At 73.2% G+C, this 23,794-nt stretch carries 20 protein-coding genes; 11 read left to right on the top strand and 9 right to left on the bottom strand.

Features of this window, described 5'->3' with window-relative positions:
* Positions 1-71: 71 nt before the first annotated feature.
* The 5 genes from IO40_RS0121400 (at position 72) to IO40_RS37080 (ending at position 5,406) form a co-directional block, all read left to right on the top strand.
* Entirely contained in the window at positions 72-713 is a 642-nt protein-coding gene (locus IO40_RS0121400) for a TetR/AcrR family transcriptional regulator (RefSeq protein ID WP_016470749.1), read from the top strand.
* Between the two features lie 93 nt (positions 714-806).
* Positions 807-3,395, top strand: coding sequence for a polysaccharide lyase family 8 super-sandwich domain-containing protein (locus tag IO40_RS0121395; RefSeq protein ID WP_031175946.1), 2,589 nt, complete (start codon positions 807-809; stop codon positions 3,393-3,395).
* 243 nt (positions 3,396-3,638) lie between these two features.
* On the top strand, positions 3,639-4,382 hold the full coding sequence (locus IO40_RS0121390) for a class I SAM-dependent methyltransferase (protein WP_016470747.1): 744 nt from the start codon (positions 3,639-3,641) through the stop codon (positions 4,380-4,382).
* Positions 4,383-4,568: 186 nt separating this feature from the next.
* Positions 4,569-5,030: a VOC family protein gene (locus IO40_RS0121385; RefSeq protein ID WP_016470746.1), complete on the top strand. Its 462-nt coding sequence runs from the start codon at positions 4,569-4,571 to the stop codon at positions 5,028-5,030.
* A gap of 208 nt (positions 5,031-5,238) precedes the next feature.
* Positions 5,239-5,406 (top strand): hypothetical protein, encoded by a 168-nt coding sequence (locus tag IO40_RS37080; RefSeq protein WP_016470745.1) that lies wholly within the window; start codon positions 5,239-5,241, stop codon positions 5,404-5,406.
* 131 nt (positions 5,407-5,537) lie between these two features.
* On the opposite strand, the gene IO40_RS38915 is transcribed toward IO40_RS37080, so the two are convergent.
* On the bottom strand, positions 5,538-5,909 hold the full coding sequence (locus IO40_RS38915) for a DUF5132 domain-containing protein (RefSeq protein WP_234029823.1): 372 nt from the start codon (positions 5,907-5,909) through the stop codon (positions 5,538-5,540).
* Between the two features lie 115 nt (positions 5,910-6,024).
* Here IO40_RS38915 and IO40_RS0121370 point away from each other — a divergent pair, with 115 nt between their 5' ends.
* Positions 6,025-6,264, top strand: a complete 240-nt coding sequence (locus IO40_RS0121370; protein ID WP_016470743.1) for a hypothetical protein — start codon at positions 6,025-6,027, stop codon at positions 6,262-6,264.
* 73 nt (positions 6,265-6,337) lie between these two features.
* Here the strand turns inward: IO40_RS0121370 and IO40_RS0121365 are convergent, their stop codons facing one another.
* Together IO40_RS0121365 and IO40_RS36060 are read right to left on the bottom strand one after the other, a co-directional pair.
* Positions 6,338-8,743: an ABC transporter ATP-binding protein/permease gene (locus IO40_RS0121365; protein WP_078659743.1), complete on the bottom strand. Its 2,406-nt coding sequence runs from the start codon at positions 8,741-8,743 to the stop codon at positions 6,338-6,340.
* Positions 8,744-8,764: 21 nt separating this feature from the next.
* The gene (locus IO40_RS36060) at positions 8,765-9,010 is read right to left on the bottom strand and encodes a DUF5132 domain-containing protein (RefSeq protein ID WP_033229334.1); all 246 of its coding nucleotides are present in this window, start codon (positions 9,008-9,010) and stop codon (positions 8,765-8,767) included.
* A 371-nt stretch (positions 9,011-9,381) separates the two neighbouring features.
* Here IO40_RS36060 and IO40_RS0121355 point away from each other — a divergent pair, with 371 nt between their 5' ends.
* From IO40_RS0121355 to IO40_RS0121345, 3 genes are all read left to right on the top strand, one after another.
* The gene (locus tag IO40_RS0121355) at positions 9,382-10,293 is read left to right on the top strand and encodes a hypothetical protein (protein ID WP_031175944.1); all 912 of its coding nucleotides are present in this window, start codon (positions 9,382-9,384) and stop codon (positions 10,291-10,293) included.
* A gap of 130 nt (positions 10,294-10,423) precedes the next feature.
* Positions 10,424-12,112, top strand: a complete 1,689-nt coding sequence (locus tag IO40_RS0121350) for an AMP-binding protein (RefSeq protein WP_031175943.1) — start codon at positions 10,424-10,426, stop codon at positions 12,110-12,112.
* 62 nt (positions 12,113-12,174) lie between these two features.
* Positions 12,175-13,434 carry a pyridoxal-dependent decarboxylase gene (locus IO40_RS0121345; protein WP_041969086.1) on the top strand — a complete coding sequence of 420 codons (1,260 nt, stop codon included), beginning with the start codon at positions 12,175-12,177 and terminating at the stop codon, positions 13,432-13,434.
* On the opposite strand, the gene IO40_RS33870 is transcribed toward IO40_RS0121345, so the two are convergent.
* The 4 genes from IO40_RS33870 to IO40_RS0121325 form a co-directional block, all read right to left on the bottom strand.
* The gene (locus IO40_RS33870; RefSeq protein WP_137017221.1) at positions 13,351-14,205 is read right to left on the bottom strand and encodes a GNAT family N-acetyltransferase; all 855 of its coding nucleotides are present in this window, start codon (positions 14,203-14,205) and stop codon (positions 13,351-13,353) included. The genes IO40_RS0121345 and IO40_RS33870 overlap by 84 nt on opposite strands.
* 412 nt (positions 14,206-14,617) lie before the next feature.
* Positions 14,618-15,541 (bottom strand): hypothetical protein, encoded by a 924-nt coding sequence (locus IO40_RS0121335; protein WP_033229368.1) that lies wholly within the window; start codon positions 15,539-15,541, stop codon positions 14,618-14,620.
* A 220-nt stretch (positions 15,542-15,761) separates the two neighbouring features.
* Entirely contained in the window at positions 15,762-17,822 is a 2,061-nt protein-coding gene (locus IO40_RS0121330; protein ID WP_031175939.1) for a phosphocholine-specific phospholipase C, read from the bottom strand.
* Positions 17,823-18,039: 217 nt separating this feature from the next.
* Positions 18,040-18,687, bottom strand: coding sequence for a TetR/AcrR family transcriptional regulator (locus tag IO40_RS0121325; protein ID WP_016470734.1), 648 nt, complete (start codon positions 18,685-18,687; stop codon positions 18,040-18,042).
* Between the two features lie 416 nt (positions 18,688-19,103).
* On the opposite strand from IO40_RS0121325, the gene IO40_RS0121320 reads away from it, so the two are divergent.
* Positions 19,104-20,594, top strand: coding sequence for an MFS transporter (locus tag IO40_RS0121320; RefSeq protein ID WP_031175938.1), 1,491 nt, complete (start codon positions 19,104-19,106; stop codon positions 20,592-20,594).
* Between the two features lie 155 nt (positions 20,595-20,749).
* On the opposite strand, the gene IO40_RS0121315 is transcribed toward IO40_RS0121320, so the two are convergent.
* Together IO40_RS0121315 and IO40_RS0121310 are read right to left on the bottom strand one after the other, a co-directional pair.
* Entirely contained in the window at positions 20,750-21,157 is a 408-nt protein-coding gene (locus tag IO40_RS0121315; RefSeq protein ID WP_031175937.1) for a PGPGW domain-containing protein, read from the bottom strand.
* Between the two features lie 139 nt (positions 21,158-21,296).
* Positions 21,297-21,671 carry an ArsR/SmtB family transcription factor gene (locus tag IO40_RS0121310; RefSeq protein ID WP_016470731.1) on the bottom strand — a complete coding sequence of 125 codons (375 nt, stop codon included), beginning with the start codon at positions 21,669-21,671 and terminating at the stop codon, positions 21,297-21,299.
* A gap of 94 nt (positions 21,672-21,765) precedes the next feature.
* Between IO40_RS0121310 and IO40_RS0121305 the strand changes: the two genes are divergently transcribed.
* On the top strand, positions 21,766-23,766 hold the full coding sequence (locus IO40_RS0121305; protein WP_030405921.1) for a heavy metal translocating P-type ATPase: 2,001 nt from the start codon (positions 21,766-21,768) through the stop codon (positions 23,764-23,766).
* The last annotated feature ends 28 nt before the right edge of the window (positions 23,767-23,794 follow it).

Below are 23,794 nucleotides of genomic sequence, written 5' to 3'. Positions count from 1 at the left end.
TCATGGCCCTATTCTGAGCAATAACTCAGTTCTTTGCCTACTCGCTTTCCCAGCGCTTCCCAGGAGGTCCCGTGCCGGCCGACCCAACGGAGCTCCAGCCTCGTAAGCAGCCACGCCAGGTGCGCGCCGAGCTCACCCGCCAGCGGATCCTCACCGCAGCTGCTCACGTTTTCGCCGAGTACGGCTACGCCGCCGGGACCACCAACCGCATCGCCGAACGGGCGCGCGTCTCGATCGGCTCGCTGTACCAGTACTATCCGAACAAGGACGCGATCCTTCTCGAACTGATGACCAGGCACCTCACCGCCGGGATCGTCGCCCACCGACAGCGGCGCGACGCCGAACCCTCCGGCACCCTCGAACAGGCACTCCGCGCCCAGGTGCGGGCCGTGATCGACAACCACAGGGACGATCCGAACCTGCTCCGGATCATGTTCGAGCACGCTCCCCGCTCCCCCGAACTGTTCCGGAAGATCGCCCAGTTCGAACGGGAACACATCGCCTACGCCCAGCAGTTGCTGGCCGAGTACCCGGAAGTCCGCGTCCAGGACACCTACGTGGCCGCGCGGCTCGTCGTCTCGACAGCCGAGCTCGTCATCCACAAACTCATGGCGGAGCCCGACCCCCTCGACGTCGAACGGCTCGAGAACGAGATGGTCGCCATGCTTCTCAGCTATCTGACGGCGCCGCCCCGCGCCGAGGGGGAAGGCTGAGGCCGCAGGCCCTGGATCCGCGCGCCCGCTTGTCGCGGGATGCCGGGCCTGTTTGACTGCGCCACGTCAGTCCGGCTCCCGGGGGGAGGCCCCATGGAGATCGCCCGCAGACATGTCCTGTCCCTCCTGTCCGCCGCCGGCCTGGCCGCGGTGATCCCCGCCCGCCCCGCCGAGGCCGGTTCCGCTTCCCGCACCCCCGTCGGCAGCACCGGCACCGGACGGCTGCTCGCCAACGCGGTCGCCGCCCTCGCCGGAACCCGCGCCTCGAACGCACGCCCGGAGACGGCGCCGAAACTGGCGGCCCTCGACAAGGCGGCAGCGGCCCACCTGGCGAAGATGGACGCGGCGGGCCCCGGGGAACTCTTCGCCGGCCTGCCCCTGGGCACCAGCGACGGCAACCTCAACGCCAGCTACCGGATGCTGTACGAGATCGCCCTCGCCGCCCGCGCACCCCGGGCCGGCGACGCTCCCGGGCCCCTCGATCCGGCCGCCGCCCGCCGCCGGGTCGCCGACGGCCTCCGCCTGCTGCACGAGCGCTACTACGGCGACCAGTCCACCGGCTACTACGGCAACTGGTACACGTGGGAGATCGGTATCTCCACCAGCGCGACCGCGACACTCGCGCTGCTCGCCGACGAACCGGCCGCCGGCCACTCCGCGCTGGTCCGCTCCTACATCACGTCCATGGACGCCTACCTGCGCAACGGCAAGGACGGCGACGTCGACCTCGACTCCCGCTTCCACACCGGCGCCAACCTCGCCGACATCACCACCAACCGCCTCCTCCAGGGCGCGCTGCTGGACGACGAGGCACGCGTCCGCAAGGCGCTGGAAGACCAGCTGACCGTCTACGCCACCGTCGACCCGTACCGCCTGCGGCACGGAGTCACCGACGGGTACTACGCGGACGGCTCCTTCCTCCAGCACGCCTCCGTGGCCTACACCGGGTCCTACGGCAAGGGCCTGCTGACCCGGGCCGTGCAGACACTGGGCCTCCTGGCCGGCACCGGCTACGCGGACACCGACGTCCTGGTGCCCGTCATCGCCCGCTGGGTGACCGACGGCTTCGCCCCCGTCGTCTTCGAGGGCTGGATGATGGAGATCGTCAAGGGCCGGGCCGTCTCCCGCACGGGCAGCGGCTACGCGGACTCGGCAGCCGTCGCGGAGGCCGTCACGGACCTGTCCGGCCACGCGGGCGGCGACCGCGCCGCCGCACTGAGGAGCTACGTCAAACATCTGGCCACGGCCTCGGCCACCGCCCCCGATCCGGCCAGGTTCGCCTCCCCCCTCACGGTGGTGCGCTACGCCGCCATCCTGGCGGACCCCGACGTACCCGCCCGCGACCTCAACCCGGCCGCCCGCAGCACCGCGTTCAACGCCATGGAACGCACGGTCCACCGGCGGCCCGGATTCGCCTTCGCCCTCGCCCGGAACTCCGAACGCATCAGCAAGTACGAGTACATGAACGGCGAGAACCTGATGCCCTGGTTCCAGGGAGAGGGCGCCCACTACCTCTATCTGTCCGGGGAGGACCAGTCGCGTACGTTCGGCGCCGACCACTTCACCACCGTCTCCCCCCACGGCCTGCCCGGGGTGACCGCCCCGGTCGAACGGCGCCGCACCGTACCCGAGCTGTACGGCAAGCCCTACTACGACAACCCGGACCACCCGCTCCACTTCACGGCCTCGTCCGAGTCGCAGAACGCCTACGTGTACTTCCCGCGCGGCACCCACGCCCACTCCGGCGGCGCCGTGCTCGGCACCTACGGCACGGCGGCGATGGTGCAGTCCGACGACGTGGCCTACGCACAACGGGACCGGCTGCCCGACGACTTCACCGTCCACCGCAACGCGACGGCGACCAAGTCGTGGTTCCTGTTCGACGAGGAGATCGTGGTGCTGGCGGCGGGCGTCGGCGACCGGGGCGGGCGCCCGGTGACGAGCACCCTGGACGCCCGCACCGCCGCCCCCGACTCCGTCATCACCCTCACCGGGGAGCGGACCGGCGGCGGCGAGTGGTCCGGCCCCGGCACGGCCCGGCTGCGCTGGCTCAGATACGCCGACGAGACCCACGGCACGGGCATCGGCTACGTCTTCCTCGACTCCCCCGGCCTCCGCGACGCGTCCGACCGCCGGCCGCACCCCGTCACCGTGAGCCTGGAGACCGTCACCCGCAGCCGCCGCGTCATCCGCACGGCCAACCCCGACACGCCCGCCACCCGTCGCGTCTTCCACGCCGCCTACCGGCAGGAGGCCGGAGCCGCGCCGCTCTCCTTCGCCTACGCACTGGTACCGCACGCCACGGCGCGGTCCCTGCGCGCGTACGACAGGCACGGGCCGCTGTCCGTCCTGGCCAACACCACCCGGCTCCAGGCCGTGCGCCACTCCCGGCTCGGGCTGCTGGCCGTCAACTCCTTCGGGCGGGGCGACCGTTCGGTGGCCGGCCTGCGCCTCGACGGAGCGGCCTCGCTCCTGCTGCGCCGCGACGGGCGTGAGGTCACGGTCGCCGTGAGCGATCCGACCATGCGCCGGGACAGCATCACCCTGCTGCTGCACGGCCGCCGCCTGCGCCCCGTACGCACCGACGACGGTGTGCGGGTGAGCCCCGCGCCCGGCGGCACCCTGGTACGGGTGCGGACCCGGCACGCCTACGGACGCTCGTTCGCCGCCACGCTCGCCTAGCACCTGTGCCGGCGGACCGCTGGACCATCACCCGGGAACAGCACCGGGTGCCCCTTGTGCGGACCTACGAAGTTCCGGTCGTCTGCCGCGGTGGATTTCGGGTCTTCCCTCCCTTAGCCGACACCACCTCTCGGCTGTGTACTCCTCGGACCGGCAGCAAGCGACCGGAAGCGGGCGTCCGCGAACGGCGGGCGCGCCCGGCCCGCCGGGCCGGGACACGAGGACGCACGGATGAGGACAGCGATGAGCGGGCAGCAGTACGACGAGATCGGCGAGGCGTTCGAAGGGTTCAAATCGCTGCCACTGGTCCGTCACGGGGAGGTGCCGAGCTTTCTCGGCATGGTCGGGGACGTGCGCGGCAAGACCGTACTCGACCTGGCATGCGGCACCGGCTTCTACAGCAGGGAGTTCAAACGGCGCGGCGCCGCGGACGTCCTCGGGATCGACATATCCGGCGAGATGATCGCCGCCGCCCGGAAGACCGAGGAGCGGGAACCGCTGGGGGTGCGCTACGAGATCGGCGACGTGGCCGAACTTCCGCCCCTGGGCAGGCGCTACGACATCGCCACCGCGGTGCAGTGCCTCAACTACGCGGAAGACCTCGCCGCGATGCGGCGGATGTGCCGCAACATCCACCAACATCTGGTTCCGGGCGGGGAGTTCTTCGTGTTCGCCCAGAATCCCGACTACCGGTTCGACTGCCCGGACCTGGACAGATACGGCTTCCGCTGCGAGCCGACGGGCGAGGAGACCGGGATGGGTCCGCGTGTACGGGTCACCGCGCTCCTCGATCCGCAGCCGATCAGCATCATCGGCGCAGCCCCACGCCGCGAGATCTACGAGGAGTGTTCGCGGTCGGCCGGGTTCACCGAACTCGCCTGGGTCCCGTTGACGATCTCCGACGCCGGTGTCCGTGAGTACGGCGCGGACTTCTGGGCCGATCTCCTCGCCCACCCGCCGCTGGAGATGTTGCGCTGCCGGGCCTGACACCAGCCGGCCGGACCGCCGGCGCATGCCGTGGTCTCTCGTGTGGCTCGGGCATTGCGGACGGATCCTGACCGCAAGGGACGGCAGGATGATCGTCGTGGGGACGGGGGAAACACCACCGGCCCGCTTCACGCGGACCGCGCCCGCACCCGCAGCACCCGCGCCCACCACGAACGGAGCGACCCGATGAGCCGCACTCTTCAGATCACCTTCGACGCCCACGACCCGCGGGCCCAGTCGACGTTCTGGGGCCGGGTACTGGGCTATGTCCACCCCGGCCCGCCCGGTGCCGGCCTTCCCGAGGGCGCCGACCCGCTGGCCGCGTGGGACGACTTCCTGGAGCGGGCCGGCGTCCCGGAGGAGCAGCGCAACACCAGATCGGCGATCGAGGACCCGGACGGCAACGGCCCGCGGCTGTTCTTCCAGCAGGTACCGGAGGGCAAAACCGTCAAGAACCGCGTCCACCTCGACGTCCGGGCCGCGCCCGGACTGCACGGGGAGGAGAGGATGGCGGCACTGGAGACCGAGTGCGAACGACTGGTCGCGCTGGGTGCCGGACGACTGCGCCGCGAGGAGCCCGCTCCTCCGCTGAGCGCCGGGTTCATCGTGATGGCCGACCCGGAAGGCAACGAATTCTGCCTGGACTGACGTCCGCACGGCTGGAGCCGCGCTCCGAGGAAACATCCGGCGCGGACGGGATCCCCGTCTCGTACGGGGTACCCGGCGGACGAAGGGACACGCACGGCCGCCCGGGGACCACCGCCGTTCCGCCGCTCCGCACCGGATCGCTCGGGATGCGCGGCCAGGGCCTGGGGCGCACCGTGGTGCACAGGGCCTTCTCCGAGAGGAGCTGAGGATGAGCGAGCAGACTCCCTCGCAGGCCGAGGGCGAGCGCGACGACGAGATGCAGGACGTCCGCCGTGGGGCGCCTGCGGAACGTCGTCGTCCGGAACACCCGGACTGCCCCCGCACGACGCCCTCTCAGGCCGAGGGCGAGCGGGACGAGGAACCCGGGAAGAGCTGAGGCGAGCGGGCCGGGGCGGCTCCGGTCGAGCCCTTCGGCCCGCCCCGGCATGGCGGCGACGACCGTGCCGGCCGGTCCGCGCGGCCGGGGTGGGGCGCGCTCCTTCACGTCCCTGGATGACGGAAGGTGCTTCAGGAGCCGGCCTTCGCGGTCGCCTGGCGGGCGGCCTTCTTCGCCGGCTGGCGCCCGTTGTCGCCGCGTTGCGGCTCCGAGGCGAGGATTTCCGCACTCGCCTCGGCGGCGATGTCGGAAAGCTCCTCATTCGCCTCGTGGGCGGCCCGTTTTGCACCAGCCGCCAGCTTCACCGACGTTTTGATGGTGCCGCGGACGATGGGTTTGACCATCTTCTTGACAAGTGGCGCCGAGACCACTCCGACCAGAAAGACAGGAACTACAGGAGGCATGACGAACCGTTCCCCTCGGAGTGTTTCCGCAGGTCTTCTGTGGTGTCGAGCATAGGTGTCCGGCCGCAGGCCCAACCAGACCGCATCCGAGATATTCACTCTTTCGAGTATTGCCGGCGGTTATTGCTCTTTTTCATCCGCATGTGTTCCGCGGGGCTGGCGAGAAAATTGTGGCTGCTATTTTCTCGTCACACACCTGCGGAGAGGAACTGCCGTGACAGAACATCTGAGCCATGACCCGGAAACCTCGGCGGACGAGGAAACCGGGGAGATCGCGGAAACGGAACCGGAGGAGGACATTCTGTATTCGGCCGAGGTGTACCGCACCGAGAACGGCTGCGTGCTGCGGGTCACCGACTGGCAGGACGGCACCGTGCAGACCTACCCGGTGGCCCGGAGGATGGTGGACAAGCTCCCCTTCTACCTCTCCATGCTGAAAAGCAAGCTCGGCTGAGCGCACCCCGCGCACCATGCGCCAAGCCGCCGCCGGGCCCCCGGCGGCGGCTCTCTCCCGTCGGCGGACGCCGTCAGGAGTTGCGGCCGTTCTGCTGGGTGACCACCGGCAGTCCGGCCGCCCTCTCCCCCGTCTGGAGATTCCAGAGGCTGGCGTACCGCCCCCCGCTGCGCAGCAGTTCCTCGTGCGTGCCCTTCTCGGCCAGGACCCCACCGCGGTCCAGCACATAGATGCGGTCGGCGTTGCGGATCGTGGACAGGCGGTGGGCGATGACGATCAGCGTCCGCCGGTGGGCGAACGCGTTGAGCGCCCGCTGGATCACCGCCTCGGTCTCGTAGTCCACGGCCGAGGTCGCCTCGTCGAGAATGACGATCGGCGGCGCGTTGAGAATCATCCTGGCCAGCGCGATGCGCTGCTTCTGCCCTCCGGACAGCGCCGCCCCGCGCTCCCCGACCCGGGTGTCGTACCCGTCCGGCAGCGCCTCGATGAACGTGTCGGCTCCGGCCTTGCGCGCCGCTTCCACGATCCGTCTCCGGTCGGCGGCGAAGGTGCCGTACTCGATGTTGTCGGCGATGGTTCCGTCGAAGAGGAACGGCTCCTGGGCCACGTAACCGATGGCGCCGCGCAGTTCCCGCAGCGACATCTGGGAGACGCTCCTGCCGTCCAGCCGGACACACCCCGAGTCGGGGTGCTCGAACCGCATCAGGAGCTTGGCGACCGTGGTCTTGCCCGCCCCGGTCGAGCCGACGATGCCGGTGACCTGCCCCTGCGCCATCTCCATCGACAGGTTCCGCAGCACAGGAGGGCGCCCCGGGTAGGCGAAGGTGACGTTCTCCAGGGTGATCCTGCCCGGCCCCCGCCGGGTGGCGGGCGGCTCGCCCTCGCCGTCCGCCTCGACGGGGAGGGAGTGCAGGTACCGCACCCGGTCGAACGCGGCCAGCGCGCGCTGGTGTTCGTCCGTGATGTCACCGAGCCGGTTGAGCCGCCACAGCGCGGCCGGCGGCATGTCGAACAGCGGGGCGAACCGTTCCACGGTGAGGGCCCCGGCGAACAGTGCCCGGCTGCCGAGCAGCATGGTGAAGGGCAGGGTCGCCCCGGCGCACAGCCGCACCAGATGGGTCTGGGCCAGGGCACTGCGGTCGGTGCGGTGGGCGGCGTCGCAGTGGGCGTCGCTGAGTTCACCGATGCGGCGGGCCTCGTAGTCCTCCGTGCAGGACGCCTTGACGGTCTGGTTGGCCTGGAGGTTGTTGACGACCTGCGCGTACAGCTGCGACTTGCGTGCCCCCGCCGCCTCGTGGTCGGCGACGGCACGGCTGTGGAACCGCAGCGACAGCCAGGTGACGAGGGGGATCGGCAGCATCGCGGCCCATGCCACCTGCGGGGCCAGCAGCAGATAGGCGCCGACCATCACACCGAAACAGGTGACCAGCGCGATGGACTCGTGCATCGTGCGCCCGACGAAGTCGCCCAGCTGGCCGACGTCCTCCGTGAGGACCTGTGCGATGCGGCTGGCCCGTTCGTCCTCCAGCACGGACGGCTTCATCCGCTGGACGTGGTCGTAGGTACGGGTCCGCCACTCGTGCTCGACCTCCTTGCCCAGCTTGTGCCAGGTGCGGCCCGCGCTGTACGAGAGGCCCATCAGCAGCAGTGTGGCCGCCCCGATGCCGGTGCCCAGGAACGCGAGCTGGCGGCCGAGACCGAGCACCCCGAGGCGGGTCAGCGCGGTGCTGCCACCGCGGATGACGGTCATCAGGGTGAAGGCGGACACCGCGAACAGCCCGCTCTCCACCACCTGCGAGAGCACCGAGAGGGACGCCGCCACGCCGAACTTCCGGCGGCGTCCGGCCACCATGCCCAGATACGCGTTCTGCCCACGCCGCCGTCCCGGCCCGGGTTCGCCGGGTCCGGGTGCGCCGGGGTCGGACCGCGCCAGTCCGGAGCGCCGCCACGCCCGTCTGATGACGACGGTCGTGCCGACGGTGACCAGGCCGAGCGCGACCAGCGGTTGGGTCAGCACGGAGAACGCGGCCTTGCCGCAGCCCAGGGCGAGCGCGGCGGTCGCGCCTCCGCCCGCGATCAGGAGAGGTGACAGGCCGGCTGCCGTCCCGCCGGCGGCACGTCGGGCGCCGGCGTCCGTCCGCGCCCCGTCCCGTGCCGGCTCCCCGCCGGACACGGCTGCCGTCCGGGCGCACACATCGGCCACGCACCGACCCAGCGCCCTGGCGACTTCGCGGGGCGCGGTCCGGGGGTCGTGGAGGAGCAGCACCCGGCCGGTGACCGGGTTGGCGCGGACCTCGTGGATGCCGTCGACCGCGGTGAGTGCGGACTCGACGAGCTGGGCGAGGTGGGGCCGGCCGAGGATGGCCGGCACGTCCCAGCGCTGCCGGCCGGGGACCACCGACCGCACCTGCACGGGGGCTCGGGCGCCGCCGGGCCTGCGGACGGCGGGCGGCCCGGGGGAACGGACCAGAAGTGACATGAGGGAAACCACCGGCTCCGGTCAGCGGGACTTGGCGGCGGCGGACCGGCTCTTGGGCACGGTCTTGTGCTCCTTGCCCTCCGGCTCGGCCATTTCGTCGAGGAAAAGCTCGGCTCCGGCCTCCGCGGTGATGTCGCGGAGTTCGTCATTGAGTTCGTGAGCAGCCCGCCGGGTGTCGGCAGCGAGTTTCAATGACGTTTTCACCACGCTGCGAACAGCGGGCTTCGCCACCTTCTTCGCGAGAACGGCCGTGAGAATACCCGCCATAAAGGCAGGAAATACAGGCATCGCGATCCGTTTCCTCTCCTGTGACGTGAGACGCGCACCGAAGCCTAGGGGACATGGCGGACCCGACCCGCCGGATTCACTCGTACGAAGGTTTAGTGCGTTGAAATTACCTCGATACGGTCAACTTCCCGGTGACGCCGGGGCCGTGCCTGCAGGATGGCGGCCGGCCGGTTCGCCGACCCGCCCGGCAACGGGCTCGCGGCGGTGCCACCCGCAGTCCCTCGGCGGCGACCGACGGCCTGCGGTGCCGTTTTCCCGTATGAGTGAAAGCATTTGACGGCCCCTCACGTCGGCCGATCGGTCCGGCAGCATGTTTCTCCTCTGACCCAGTTCATGACAGGAGGCGTCGGGTGAGCGCAGTCATTCGGGGCGGCTCGGGCGTACGGCGGACTTTCGAGGAACAGGAAGCACCGTGGAAAGCGCAGCTGCGCGAGGTGTGCCGGCGCCTTCCCGAGGACGCGCTGCCGCACACCTCGGTCACCTATCTCGAAAAACTCAAAGCCAGCGCCCTGGTGTTCGAGGTGCACCGGCTGGGCTCCATGCTCGGCTGTGAGCAGCAGGTCATCGCGCGGATGCTGCCGCTGCTGCTCCACCTGGAAGGGCTCGTCTACCGCGCCGACCTCGCCTACGAGGCGGAGCAGCGCGGCGGGGGCCCCGCCGGGACGGAGTGGCTGCGCGGCATGCGCACCGTCCTGGCCGCCCACGACCTCGACACCCCGCGGGTGGAGGCCCAGCTGTCCGCGCTGCGGGAGTACTTCGAGGAGGAGACCCGGGTGGTCACCGGGGCCGTGGAGCTGGACGAGGCCGGGCTGCGGGAGCTGACCCACAAGAGGTCATCCGATCTGCGGCTGCTGACGTGTGTGACGTGTCTGCACACGGGCCACGCCGCCGAACTCGACAAGGTGCTGTGGCTGCTGGACCCGCTGGTGGCACTGCGCGAGATCGCCAGCGACCTGCGGTCCTACCGGGCGGACTGCGAGGAGGGCACGTTCAACACCCTGCGCGAGTACGTCCGCCTGCACGGGAAGGACGAGGCCTTCGACCGGCTCGGCGCCGAATGGGGGCGGCTCACGGGCGAGTTGGCGCGCCGCTGGCGGACCGCGCCCCGGGCGTGGATGCCCGGTCTGTGGGCGGTCGCCTTCGGCCCGCTGCCCGGCTCCCGCGGACTGTTGCTGCGCATCCCGCCACAGCGCACCGTGGCCGGCTGGATCGAGCGCCGGCTGCCGCGCCCCGAGGACTACTTCACCGACTCCGTCGCGTGACCGCCACGGCCGCCGCGGAGGGCACACCCTCCACGGCGGCCGTTCCGTGTGCGGCGCCGCTTCGCACGCCGCACTCCGTACGGCCGGGACGTCCGGTCCCGGCCCCGCAGGAGAACCAGGGAGACAATCTGTGCGTGATGTCGTTGCCCGACTCCGTCCGCCGCAGGCCGCCGCGCGGCGGTACCGGGCCCAGGGCTGGTGGCGCGAGGAGACGTTCGCCGACGATCTGCGGACCGTCGCCGCCGAGGAGCCCGACCGCACCGCGCTGGTCAGCCGCCGCCACCTCGACGGCAGCGTCGTCACACTGACGTTCCGCGAACTGGGCCGCGCGGCGCGGCGCGTGAGCCGCGGGCTGCGCACCCTCGGGGTACGGCCGGGCCAGGTGGTGGCCTACCAGTTGCCGGACCGCTGGGAGACCGTCGCCTTCGTCCTGGGCTGCATCGAGGCCGGCGCGGTGACGGTGCCGGTACTGGACGGCGAGAGCCCCGCCGAGCTGGAGCGGGTGCTGGAGGCGACCGGCGCCTCGGTGTGCGCGGTCGGCGACGCGGGCGCGGCCCGTGCCCTGGCCCGGTGCGGCGGACGGCTGCCCTCGCTCGCCCACCGGATCGTGCTCGGCGCCCGGGACGGCGACGGCCGCACCGACGGCCCGGCGGCGGGCGGCGACGGCGGCGCGCTCGACTTCCACCACGCGCTGCTGTCCGCGACGCCCGGCGACCGGGAGGACCCTCCCACGCCGCTTCCGCCGGACGCACCCGCGCTGATCGCCTTCACCTCCGGCACCACCGGCCGCGCCAAGGGGGTGCTGCACAGCGGCAACACGCTGTACGCGGCCGTGACCGGGGCCCGGGACTGCGCCTCGCGGGAGCCGGCCGGCGGGGTGGTCGCCACCACGGCGCCGCTCTCCAACCTCGTCGGTGTCCGGCACGCGGTCCTCGAACCGCTGGTGCACCGCTCCACCACGGTGTTCCTGGACAGCTGGGACCCTGCGGCGCTGGTGGAGCTGGCGGCACAGCACCGGGTGGACTGTCTGCTGACCCGCCCCGCCGATCTGCGCCGGCTGCTGCACCACTCCCCCGGCCGGCCCGCGGCCTCGCTGGAGACCGTCGTGTGCACCGGCTCGCCGCTGCCCGCCGACCTGGTGGAGGCCGTCGAGCGGGGCTGGGGCGTGCGGGTGCGGAACGCCTGGGGCATGACGGAGACGGGCGGGGCGCTGAGCACCGCGCCCGACGATCCGGACGGCTGGGCGGCCCGCAGCGTGGGGCGGCCCTGGCCGAGCGTCGAGGTGCGTCTGCGGGAGGCCGGCGAGGCGGAGCCGGGCACAAGCCAGCTGGCGGTCCGCGGCCCGGGGGTGTGCCTGGCCGTTCTCGACCCGGCGCGCGGGCAGGTGACCTGGTGCCCCGACGACACCGACGGCTGGTTCGACACCGGGGACCTGGTCAGGGACGACGGGCGCGGCGGCCTGCGCCTGGTGGGCCGGCGCAGCGAACGGGTGCTGAGCGCCGCCGGGTTCATGGTCCCGGTGGTGGACGTGGAGAACGTGCTGCGGGAGCACCCCGACATCGACGACGCGGTACTGGTCGGCTGCCCGGACGCGGCGCACGGCGAGGTGCCGCGGGCCGTGGTCGTGGCGCAGGGGAGGGCACCGTCACTGGAGAACGTGCGGGACTTCCTCAGCGGCCGGCAGGTGCCCGACTGGCACCAGCCGCTGTGCCTGGGCACGGTCCCCCGGCTGCCCCGCAACGGCATGGGCAAGGTGGCCAGGAACCGGCTGCGCGAAGCCCTCTCCTGCCCGGCCGGCGCCCACGGAACCGCGCACTGACCCCCCGCACCCGACCCTTGATCCGGTATCCCGCGCGCGGCGCGGGGAAGAGGAAGTTGCACGTGCTGTCGCACTCCGATCTGAGCATCGGCCACAAGCCCCGTCCCGCCGAGGAGACCGGCCTGCTGCTGCGGGAGGTGTCCCGCCGGCTGGTGGAGGCCCGCGAACGGTTCCTGGGGTTCCCCGGGAACATGGCCTTCGACGACTCCGACAGCGGTCATCTGCTGGCCGCGCTGGCCAACAACGTCGGTGACCCCGACAGCGAGGACGCGTCCGGGGTGCACACGAAGCTCTTCGAGAGGGAGGTCACCGCCTGGTTCACCGCGCTGGCGCAGGGCGATCCGGAGACCACCTACGGGTATGTGACCAGCGGCGGCAGCGAAGGGATCACCTTCGGGCTGTACGTGGGCCGCCGCCGGTTACCGCACGCGCCCGTCTACGCGTCCTCGGCCGCCCACTACAGCGTGCGCAAGGCCGCCGATCTGCTGCGGATGCCGCTGGTCACCGTGGAGTGCGGGCCGGACGGTGCCATGGACGCGGAGGCGCTGGCGAAGCTGTGCCGCGCGCAGCGCCACGAGGACGAGGCCGCCGGACGCCCGCCGCGCGGCGCGGTGCTGCTGGCCACCGCGGGGGCGACGATGGGCGGGGCCTTCGACGACGTGCCCCCGCTGCGCGAGGCGGCCGGCGCCGCGGGCCCCTGCTATGTGCACACCGACGCGGCGCTGGGCGGCATCGTGGCGCCCTTCAGCACGCCCCGGCCCGCCTGGTGCCTGGGGGACGGCGCGGACAGCGTCTCGGTCAGCGGCCACAAGTTCCTCGGCGTGCCGGTGCCGTGCGGCATCGTGCTGGCGCGGCGGGAGCTGCTGCCGAGTTTCCCGGTGGGCGAGTACGTGGGCGCGCGGGACCACACGCTGGCCTGCTCCCGCAGCGGACTGGCCGCCGTACTGCTGTGGAAAAGGCTTCGCCAGCTGGGCACCTGCGGGCTGCGCACACTGGTGCACCGCTGCCAGGACACCGCGGAGTACGCGGTGGGGGCGCTGGCGGCCGTGGGGGCGCACCCCGGGCGGCACCGGCACGCGCTGGCCGTCACCTTCGACCGGCCGCCGGAGGAGGTGTGCCGGCGCTGGCGGCTGTCGGCGGAGGGCCGGCGCGCACAGCTGATCGCCATGCCGCATGTGACGCGCCGGGCGGTGGACGAACTGTGCGCCGCCCTGCGCCAGTCGGACCCGCCGGTGCCCTCACCGTCCCGGTGGGCAGTAGCGGTACGGGACGAGGACGCGTACCGGGCCGAACCCGCCGCGGCACAGCACCGGCCGGCTTGAGCCCAGCGCCTCCGTGTACAGCAGGCGGTGCCCGCGGTCGGCGGCGAGAGCGGCGCGGAGCCGGACGAGCGCCCGGTAGAGGCCCCGCCCCCGCCACGCGGGGGCGGTGGCCCCGCCCCACAGGGAAGCGAAGGGCGTACCGGGGTGGAAGCGGACCCACGCCGCGGCGACCAGCCGGCCGCGCGGGGTGCGTGCCGTGACGACGGTGCAGGGGGCGCGGTCGTCACGGACCCAGTGCGCGAGGGCGTCCGGCAGCCACGACCAGTCGCCGCCGCGCACCGTCCGGGCCAGGTCCCGCACCGCGGCGTAGTCGGTGCTGTCCGCCTGGACCCGGATGCCCGGCGGCAGGTCGTCGCCCCGGCCGGCGGCGGCGTGCCCGGCGCTGCCCAGCAGCACGGTGACCGGGCGGCGTTCCCGGAATCCCGCGGCGGCCAGCCGGTTCGGCAGCCGGTCGGGGAATCGCTCGTCCAGTTCCCAGTCCAGGGGCAGGCCCAGCGCGGCGGCCCGGGCGCGCTGGGTGGCCAGCAAGTGCTCCCAGCCGCGTTCGGGCAGCGCGCCGAGGGAGGCGGGGTCGGGGACGAGGACGATCCCGGCCTGTCCCGCAACGAACTTGGTGGCCACCCGCCCCGTGCAGTCCAGCGCCAGCGCGCCGGGGGAGGCGTGGAAGTCGCCGCGGACGCCGGGTCCCGCGGCGCCCACCTGCGCGTCCCAGTCGCTCAACAGTGCCTTGTCGCAGGCGGGTCGGGTCAGTTGCCGGTCGGTCCTCGTCATGGGGGACAGCATCGCCACGCTGCGGTGGTGATGATCGGCTTTCCGCTTGTGATGCCCTGCCCGCGTGACAGGGTCCGCCCGCGAGGGTGAACGCCCGAACAGCCGGGCCCGTACGCGGCCGGCGCGTCGGTACCGGCCCGGCCCGGGTACGGCGCAAGAACACGCCGGGGGCAGGCCGTCCGCGTGCCCCTCGGCGCCCGTGCGGGAACCCCGCCCGGCACACGCGTCGCGGCCGTGCCGTGACCGGACCCTCCGCATCGCCTCCGGCCGCGCGGCGTGCCGCCCCCGGCACCCCGGCACGAACCGCGGCATGCTCGGCACGGCGCAACCGGCCGTGGCTCCCCCGCACCTCGGCGCGGACCCCACCGACGGTTCCCGTGGAACTGCCCGGCACACAGCCGGGCCCTTCGCATCACTCCCGGCTGCGCGGCTTGCCGTCCCCGGCGTCCTCGGCACGGCCCGCGGCGCGCCCGGCCTGCTGCCGGGCCTCGGTGAGGGCGCGCTCGGCGCGGCGGAGCCGGTCGTGGGCGCCCCGCGCCTCGGTGCGGGCCTGTCGTTGTTGGGCGCGGGCCTGGTCGAGCTGTTCCGTCAGCCGCGCCACCTCTTCCTCGGTCTCCTGACGGCGTGTGTCCGCGCGGTGGGCCTCCGTCTCCGCGGTCTCGTGGTCCTTCTCGCGGGCGCGCAGTTCGCGCTCGGCTGCGCGGGCCCGTTCGCGGGCGCGGTCCGCCTCCTTGTGCTGTTCGCGCCGGGCGCGCTCTGCGCCGCCGCGGTCGCGCGCGGGCGCCTCGGCGGCGGGGCGTTGCGCGGGTTTCTCCGTACGGGTGGCCTTCGGGCGGCGGGACGGCGCCGGGGCGGCCGTGTCCGGGGCGAAGCCGACGGGTGCGGGCAGTGGTCTGTCCAGCCGGCCGGCGGCCCATTCGCCGGCGGCCCGGGGGTCGGCCAGCACCGCGTGCAGCGTCTCGGTGACCTCGCGCTGGGCATCGTCGCCGATCCTGTGCCCGGCACGGGCTGTCAGGTCCGCCGCTTCCCGGGCGAGCCGCGCGGTGATGCGGTGCTGTTCGGCGGAGAGCTGCCGCAGTTGTGCGCCGTCCAGGTCGCGGTGCGCCCGGCGCAGCTCCTCGCCCAGTTCCAGCAGCAGCCGCGTCTCCTCGGGCCGGTCGCGGACCAGCAGGTTGCAGGCCCAGGCGGCGAGGGTCGGGCGGCGCAGCCGGCGGATGCGCCCGGACAGTTCCCGGTCGCCCGACTTCCGTGCCTCCTGTGCCCGCCGGTCGCGTACGGCGGTGAAGTCCTCGGGCGGCAGCCCGTACAGCTCGTCGGTGACAGCGTCCAGGTCCACCGTGTTCCCTCCGCGCGCTCCCGGCACCGGTCCGGCGCGGGCCGTGAGGTCCGTACGCCGGGCCGCCCGCACGCCGGAGCGGTACCCGGCGGCGGGGGCCGGGGCGCGAGGCGGGGCGAGAAGCACCCGTGGGCGTCACCCCGCGCCCCGCCGATCGGGTGCCCGGCCGCCTGGGGAGGGCCCCTCGGAGGGGGGGCGAGGCCCCGGGGCCGGGGGCCGGTCAGGTGGTGAGCGTCGCCGGGTCGCTGACACCCGGGCGGCCGGTCTCCACGTGCCCGGCGAGCCGGCGCAGCCAGGACCGGTCGGTGTCGCAGGTGACGGTCAGGTCGTACCAGTGCTCGGTGCCGCGCAAGTTCACCGTACGGACCAGACGGGCGCCCGCCGGTATGCGGTGGGTCTCGGTGGTGCCGCCGTAGGCGTTGGTGATCTGCAAAGAGCAGTCGCTCTTCCCGGCGTTGGTCAGCGTCAGTTCGATGCCGTCGCTGTCCGGCAGGTGCCTCGCGGTCACCTCGGGGCCCGCCGTGCGGCCGGGGCCGCGGAAGGTGCGCAGGAAGCCCGCGGGGCCGTGCGCGGTCAGATCGTAGGAGCCGCCGGAGTAGGCGGTGTTCCAGGTGTCGGAGAGCGTCTTGCCCGCCTCGGCGGTGTACGTCCAGGGGCCGTCGTCGCGGTTGGCCGAGGTGACCAGGAAGCAGGCGCCGGCGTGCGGGCCGCCGCCGAAGGTCAGCGTGAACCTGCCCTCGGCGGTCTGCTGCGCGCCGTCCACCAGCGGCGCGTACCGCAGCGGACGGGTGGGCCGTGAGCCCTTCTCCTGTTTGGGCAGCACCGGGGTGGCCGGCGGCTTGGGCACGTAGCTGTCGTGCCGCTCGTTGTCCGGCGGCCGGTAGCCGTCGGTGTCCGGCAGGGCTGCCGGGGTGGTGTCCCGGAGCGAGAAGTCGAACGCGGAGGTCAGATCGCCGCAGATCGCGCGCCGCCAGGGCGAGATGTGGGGTTCGCGCACTCCGAAGCGGCGCTCCATGAAGCGCAGGAGGGAGGTGTGGTCGAACAGTTCGGAGCACACGTAGCCGCCGGTGCTCCACGGCGAGACGACCAGCATGGGCACGCGCTGGCCGAGTCCGTAGGGCCCGGGCGCGTATCCGGGCACGCCGCCACGGTAGGAATCGGGTTCGGTGTCGACGGTGGAGCGCCCCTGCGCGGCGGAGGCGGGCGGGTAGGGCGGGACGACGTGGTCGAAGTAGCCGTCGTTCTCGTCGTAGGTGATGAACAGCGCCGTTCTGGCCCACACCGCGGGGTCGGCGGTGAGCGCGTCCAGCACCTGGGAGATGTACCAGGCACCGTAGTTGGCGGGGAAGTTGGGGTGCTCGCTGAACGCCTCGGGGGCGGCGATCCAGGAGATCTGCGGCAGCTTTCCGCTCGTCACGTCGGAGCGGAGGATGTCGAAGAAGCCGTCGCCCTTCTTGGCGTCGGTACCGGTACGGGCCTTGTCGTACAGGGGGTCGCCGGGTTCGGCGTTCTGGTAGCGGGTGAACCACAGCAGGGAGTTGTCGCCGTAGTTGCCCCGGTAGGCGTCCTCGATCCAGCCCCAGCCGCCGTCCTCGTCGAGGCCGTCGCCGATGTCCTGGTAGATCTTCCAGGAGATGCCCGCCTCCTCCAGCCGCTCCGGGTAGGTCGTCCACCCGTAGCCGGCCTCCTCGTTGCCGAGGACGGGGCCGCCGCCCTCGCCGTCGTTGCCGGCGTGGCCGGTCCACATGTAGTAGCGGTTGGGGTCGGTGGCGCCGATCATCGAGCAGTGGTAGGCGTCGCAGATGGTGAAGGCGTCGGCCAGCGCGTAGTGGAAGGGGATGTCCTCGCGGGTCAGATATGCCATGGTGCCGGGCCCCTTGGCCGGTATCCACTGGTCGTAGCGGCCCTCGTGCCACGCCTGGTGCCCGCCGGCCCAGTCGTGGTTGAGGCCCGCGATGAAGCGCATGCCCAGGTTGTCGGCGTCCGGGCGGTAGGGCAGCAGGTCCTTGGTGCCGTCCGACTGGTGCCAGACCGTCTTCTTGCCGGCCGGTGCCATGGGGCGCGGGTCGCCGAAGCCGCGTACGCCGCGCAGGGTGCCGAAGTAGTGGTCGAACGAACGGTTCTCCTGCATCAGTACGACGATGTGCTCGACGTCCTCGATGGTGCCGGAGCGGCGGGCGGCGGGGATGGCGGCGGCGCGCTGGATGCTGGCGCTGAGCGCGGTGAAGGCGGCGGTGGCGCCGGCGATCTGGAGGAACCTGCGGCGGTTGAGTTCCGGCATGGGGCTGCTGACCTCGCAACGGTGGGGGGATCGTCGGGCCCTGCGAGTCTGCCAAGGCGCCCCACCGCCAGGGAAGCCACCTGTATGAACAAGCCGACAACGGACGGCAACGGCAGGGCTCTTGCGGCCCGCCCATGGGCCGCCCTCCCGGCGACCCGGCCCCCAGGCAGGAGCCGGGCTCGTGCACGGCACCGGCGCGCCCGCGCCCGTGGGGCGGTCAGCGTACGGAGGTGACCGGGGCGAGCCAGAGGCCGACGAGGGCGTCGATGAGCCCCGTCTCGTACGCCTCCCAGGTGGGGCGGGCGGTCTCCGTGCCCTCGGCCAGCGCGCGTTCCCGCTCCGCCAGGGTGTGCAGCACCAGATGGCGTGCCATGTCCGAGCGCTCCCGCCGTACCGGCGCGGGGAGTCCGGGCAGGCAGCGGTGGAGCCCGTCGAGGGTGTGCTGGAGCGAGGGGCCGAGGATCTCCTCCAGCATGACCTGGCGCAGTTGCGGGTCGGTCATCAGCTGTACGGCGAACCGCGCGTACCAGGTCGGGCTGCCCAGCTCGGCCAGGTGCCGGGGCCCCGGGGACACCAGGCAGGCCACCCAGTCGCGGATGCGGTCGGAGTCGCCGATCTGGCCGAGCATCTCGGCGCGGAGTTCCTCCACGCGTCCGCTGTGCCGGCGGACGATGGCGCGCAGCAGTTCGGTCTTGCTGCCGAAGTGGTAGCCGACGGCCGTGTTGTTGCCCTGCCCCGCCGCCTCGCTGATCTGGCGGTTGGAGACGGTGTTGACGCCGTGCTCGGCGAACAGCCGCTCCGCCACCGTCAGGATCGTCTCCCGCGTGCGGCCGGCCCGTGCGCCGCGGGCCTCCCGTCCGGACACCGTCACCGCCCGCACCGGCCGCCGTGCCGTCCGGCCCGTGGCCCGCGGTCCGCCGCCGCGGCGTCGAGCACAGGGGCGCGGTCACCGTTCCCAGCGCGGGGCGGTGCGGCGTGGTCAGCGTTCCCGGCGCGGGGCGGTGCGGCGTGGTCGGTGCGGTGACGGGTGGCCATGAGCTGCGGATCTCCCGGGGTGTGGCGGTTTCCCGCCCCGACGGTACCCGGGTGCGTGCGGCGGCTGGCCCGGGGGCGCCCGTGCGGCGGCGGCGTTCGAACGGACGCACGGCGCTCCAGCATCCTGCTAGCTTAAGTCAATCAGTTGACTTAAGGATGGGCCCGCACGTTCCGCACTGCCGGCGGGCGCGCACAGTCCCGTCCCCGCCACGGCGGCGGACAGGACGAGAAACCAGGAGGTGTTCCGTGCTGTCCGGTGCTTCGCCGCAACCCGCCGGCGGTCCCCCGGCCGAGCGTCCCGCACGAGGCAACGCCGTCGTCGCCGTACTCGCCCTCGCCGGGATCGTCGTCTCGCTGATGCAGACGGTCGTCATCCCCCTCGTCCCCGAACTGCCCCGACTGCTGCACGCCGGCCCGGCCGACACCACCTGGGCGATCACCGCGACGCTCCTCGCCGGCGCCGTCGCCACCCCCGTCATGGGACGGCTCGGCGACATGTACGGCAAGCGGCGCATGCTGCTGCTGAGCCTCGCCATGCTGACCGCGGGCTCCGTCATCGGCGCCCTCAGCGACACCCTCGCCCCGATGATCGCCGGCCGCACCCTCCAGGGCCTGGCCGCCGGCGTCATCCCGCTCGGCATCTCCATCATGCGGGACGAACTTGCCCCCGCGCGGATGGGAGCCGCCACCGCCCTGATGAGCGCCTCGCTCGGTATCGGCGGCGCCCTCGGCCTCCCCCTCGCCGCCTTCCTCGCCGAACGCGTCGACTGGCACGTGCTGTTCTGGGGCTCCGGCGCACTGGGCGCCCTCGCCGCGCTCCTCGTCGTCAGCCTGGTGCCCGAATCCGGCCTCCGCGGCGGCGGACGGTTCGACGTGCCCGGCGCACTGGGCCTCTCGGCCGCGCTGCTGTGCCTGCTGCTCGGCATCTCCAAAGGAGCCGACTGGGGCTGGGGCGGCACAGCGACACTCGGTCTGTTCGCGGGCGGCGCCGTGCTGCTGGCGGTGTGGGGCTGGTGGGAACTGCGCACCCCCGAACCCCTGGTGGACCTGCGCACCACCGCCCGCCGCCAGGTGCTGCTGACCAACCTCGCCTCCGCCGTCTTCGGCTTCGCGATGTTCGCCATGTCCCTGGTGCTGCCCCAGATCATCCAGCTGCCCGAGGCCACCGGCTACGGGCTGGGCGCCTCGATGCTGACGGTCGGTCTGGTCATGGCGCCCTCCGGGCTGGTGATGATGGCCGTCGCGCCGTTGTCCGCGCGGATATCCCGCACCCGGGGGCCCAAGGTGACGCTGATGACCGGCGCCGTGGTCGTCGCCGCCGGGTACGGGCTCGGCATCGTGCTGATGTCCGCCCTGTGGCAGCTCGTCCTCGTCTCCGCGATCGTCGGTGCCGGCATCGGCCTGGCGTACGGCTCCATGCCGGCCCTGATCATGGCGGCCGTCCCGCCGTCCGAGACGGCCGCGGCCAACAGCTTCAACACCCTGATGCGCTCGATCGGCACCTCCGTCTCCAGCGCGGTCGCCGGCGTCGTCCTCGCCCAGCTCACCATGCGGCTCGGCCCCGTCACGGTGCCCGCGCAAAGCGGCTTCCGCCTCGTGATGGCCATCGGCGCCGGCGCGGCCCTCGCCGCGCTCGCCGTCGCCTGCTTCCTGCCCGGCCGGCGCGCCCCGGCCGCGTCCGCCGCACAGCCCGCCGGCCGGGTCCCGGCCACGACGGCGGCCGAGCCCCGGGGCTGACGGGGAGACACGCGGCCCGCGAAGAGGCGGCCGGCACCGGCCGCCGTACTCCGGCGCACGGCGGACGGCCGGGACGGGCCGCCTGGCCAGGCCAGGCCAGGATGGACGGAGGCGCCCGGACCAGGACGTGGGCCGGGCACAGAAAGTGCGGTGGGTCAGCGTGGTGTCCGGGCGGCCACCACCCGCCGGCGGCTCCACACCAGCAGACCCGCCAGCAGGAACGCGGCCAGGATCAGACTGGAACCCGCGCTCCAGCCGCTGAACGGCAGCTCACGGACCAGCCCCCAGGCCACCCCGGCACCCGCCAGGGCCAGCACCGCCAGCACGGAACCGGCCAGCCGCAGCGGGGACGAGACACTCTCCTCCGCGGCTTGCAGCGCCCGCTCCCGGACGGGGACGACGTACCGGTCCAGCGCGGGGAACTCTCTTGCGAGGAGCAGCAGCCCCGCGAAGACGAGGAGCAGACCCGGCCCCGGGAGCACGAGCAGCGCCAGCCCCACGAGGACGAGCACTCCGCCGGCCACCAGGATTCCGGCGCGTCTGAAGTGCCTGCCGGTCACCATCGCCGCTCCCTTCGACGCCCTTGCCGTTCTCCAGCGTCCCCCCGGCCGGACTGCCCCCGCCGGACCGCCACGCCGTCGGGTACCACCCCCACGGACGGTCACCCGCGGCCCGTCGGCTGAGGGCAACAGGGCGGGCGGCTCAGCGGCCGGGGTCTTCGGGGGCGGGGTCCGGGAGGCCGAGGCGCTGGTGCTCGACGTGGTAGAGCGCCTGGTCGAGGAGCTCGGCGACGTGGTTGTCGTAGAGCGAGTAGACGACCGAGCGGCCCTTGCGGGTGCCCAGCACCAGGCCGAGGTTGCGCAGCAGACGCAGCTGGTGGGAGCAGGCGGACTGCTCCATGCCGACTTCGGCGGCCAGTTCGGTGGCGGCGAGCGGTCCTTCGCGCAGGCGGGCGAGGATCAGCAGCCGGGACGGGGTCGAGAGGGCCTGGAGCGTGGTGGCCACCTGCTGCGCGGCCTGCGGGGTGAGCCGCGTGCGCGGCGCCGCTGTCGTCGGGGGTTTCGCTCCGTGGCCCATGGGAACAGTCTACGGAGCCCGACGAATGAATACCTGTTCATTCATTCCTGTAAGGTGTCGGGCCGAACCGTCCCCAGCGAAGGGCAGCTCCCCCATGACCTCCGTCCTGTCCGCCGACACCACCGGGCCCGAACCCGGCGCCCCCTCCCCTCCCCCGCCCCGGACGCCGCCGACGGTCCGCACCCGGGTGCTCGCCGTGCCGGAGGCGCGCTGGGCGCTGGCGGCCCTGCTGCTCTTCCTGCTCGCCCTCCCCGCCTATCTGCTGGGGGCGCCCGCCTGGCTGTGGGGCCCGCTGTTCGCCCTGACCTACGCCACCGGCGGCTGGGAGCCGGGCTGGGCGGGGCTGTGCGCCCTGCGGGAGAAGACACTCGACGTCGATCTGCTGATGGTCGTCGCCGCACTCGGGGCCGCAGCCATCGGACAAGTACTCGACGGGGCGCTGCTCATCGTCATCTTCGCCACGTCGGGCGCACTGGAGGCGATCGCCACCGCCCGGACCGCCGACTCGGTCCGCGGACTGCTCGACCTGGCCCCCGCGACCGCCACCCGCCTCACCGACGACGGCGCGGAGGAGACCGTCCCCACCGGACAGCTCGCGGTCGGCGACACCCTCCTGGTGCGGCCCGGCGAACACATCGGCGCGGACGGCCGCGTGCTGGACGGGCTGAGCGAGGTCGACCAGGCCACCATCACCGGGGAGCCCCTGCCCGCCACCAAGAAGGCCGGCGACGAGGTCTACGCCGGCACCCTCAACGGCTCCGGGGCGCTGCGCATCAGGGTCGAGCGCGACGCGGGCGACTCCGTACTGGCCCGGATCGTCCGTCTGGTGGAGGAGGCGTCCCGCACCAAGGCGCCGACCCAGCTGTTCATCGAGAAGGTCGAACAGCGCTACAGCCTGGCCATGGTGACCGCGACGGTCGCCCTCTTCGCCGTCCCGCTGCTGTTCGGCGCCGCGTTGCAGCCCACACTGCTGCGGGCCATGACCTTCATGATCGTGGCCTCGCCCTGTGCGGTGGTCCTCGCCACCATGCCGCCGCTGCTCTCGGCGATCGCCAACGCCGGACGCCACGGCGTACTGGTGAAGTCGGCCGTGGTGATGGAACGGCTCGGACAGACCGACACCGTCGCCCTCGACAAGACCGGCACCCTGACCGAAGGCACCCCGCGGGTCACCCGTGTCCTGACGCTGCCCGGCGGCGGCCACACCGAGGAGACCGTGCTGCGGCTGGCCGCCTCCGCCGAGCACCCCAGCGAACACCCGCTGGCCCGCGCCGTGGTGGCCGCCGCCCGCGACCGCGGCCTCACCCCCGCACCCGCCGCGGACTTCACCGCCACGCCGGGCACCGGGGTGACCGCCACCGTGGAGGGCCGCACCGTGGCGGTCGGCAGCCCCGCCCGGCTGACGGCGGACGACATCGGCACGGCCCCCGGCACGCTGGAGGCCGAAGGGTGCACAACCGTACTGGTAGTCGTCGACGGCACCCCGGCAGGACTCCTGGGGATCGCCGACCGCCTCCGCACCGACGCCGCCGCGACCGTACGCGACCTGTCCGGGCTGACCGGCCGCACGCCGCTGCTGGTCACCGGCGACAACCGGCGTGCCGCCGCACGGCTCGCCGGCGAGGTCGGTATCACCGATGTCCGCGCCGGGCTGCTGCCGCAGGACAAGGTCGCGGCGGTGGAGGAGCTGCGCGGCTCCGGCCACCGGGTGCTGATGATCGGCGACGGCGTCAACGACGCGCCGGCGCTGGCCGCCGCCGACACCGGCGTCGCCATGGGCCGGACGGGCTCCGACCTCGCCCTGGAGAGCGCCGACGCCGTCGTGGTCCACGACGAGTTGGCCGCCGTGCCCCGCGTCGTCGCCCTCTCCCGCCGCGCCCGCCGCCTGGTGAAGCAGAACCTCGTCATCGCCGGCACGGTCATCGCGGCACTCGTCGTCTGGGACCTGGCCGCGACCCTGCCCCTTCCGCTGGGGGTCGCCGGGCACGAGGGCTCCACCATCCTCGTGGCCCTCAACGGCCTGCGCCTGCTGACCGACCGCTCCTGGAACGCCCCCGCCGCCGCCCACGAGGGAGCCCGCGCCCACGCGGAGTGACACCGACGCGGGCGGGGGCCGGCCGATG

This window comes from Streptomyces albus subsp. albus, assembly GCF_000725885.1.
Classification (GTDB): Bacteria; Actinomycetota; Actinomycetes; order Streptomycetales; family Streptomycetaceae; genus Streptomyces; species Streptomyces albus.
Note: the sequence above shows the minus strand (reverse complement) of the source record. Positions and strands in the feature narration are given on the sequence as shown.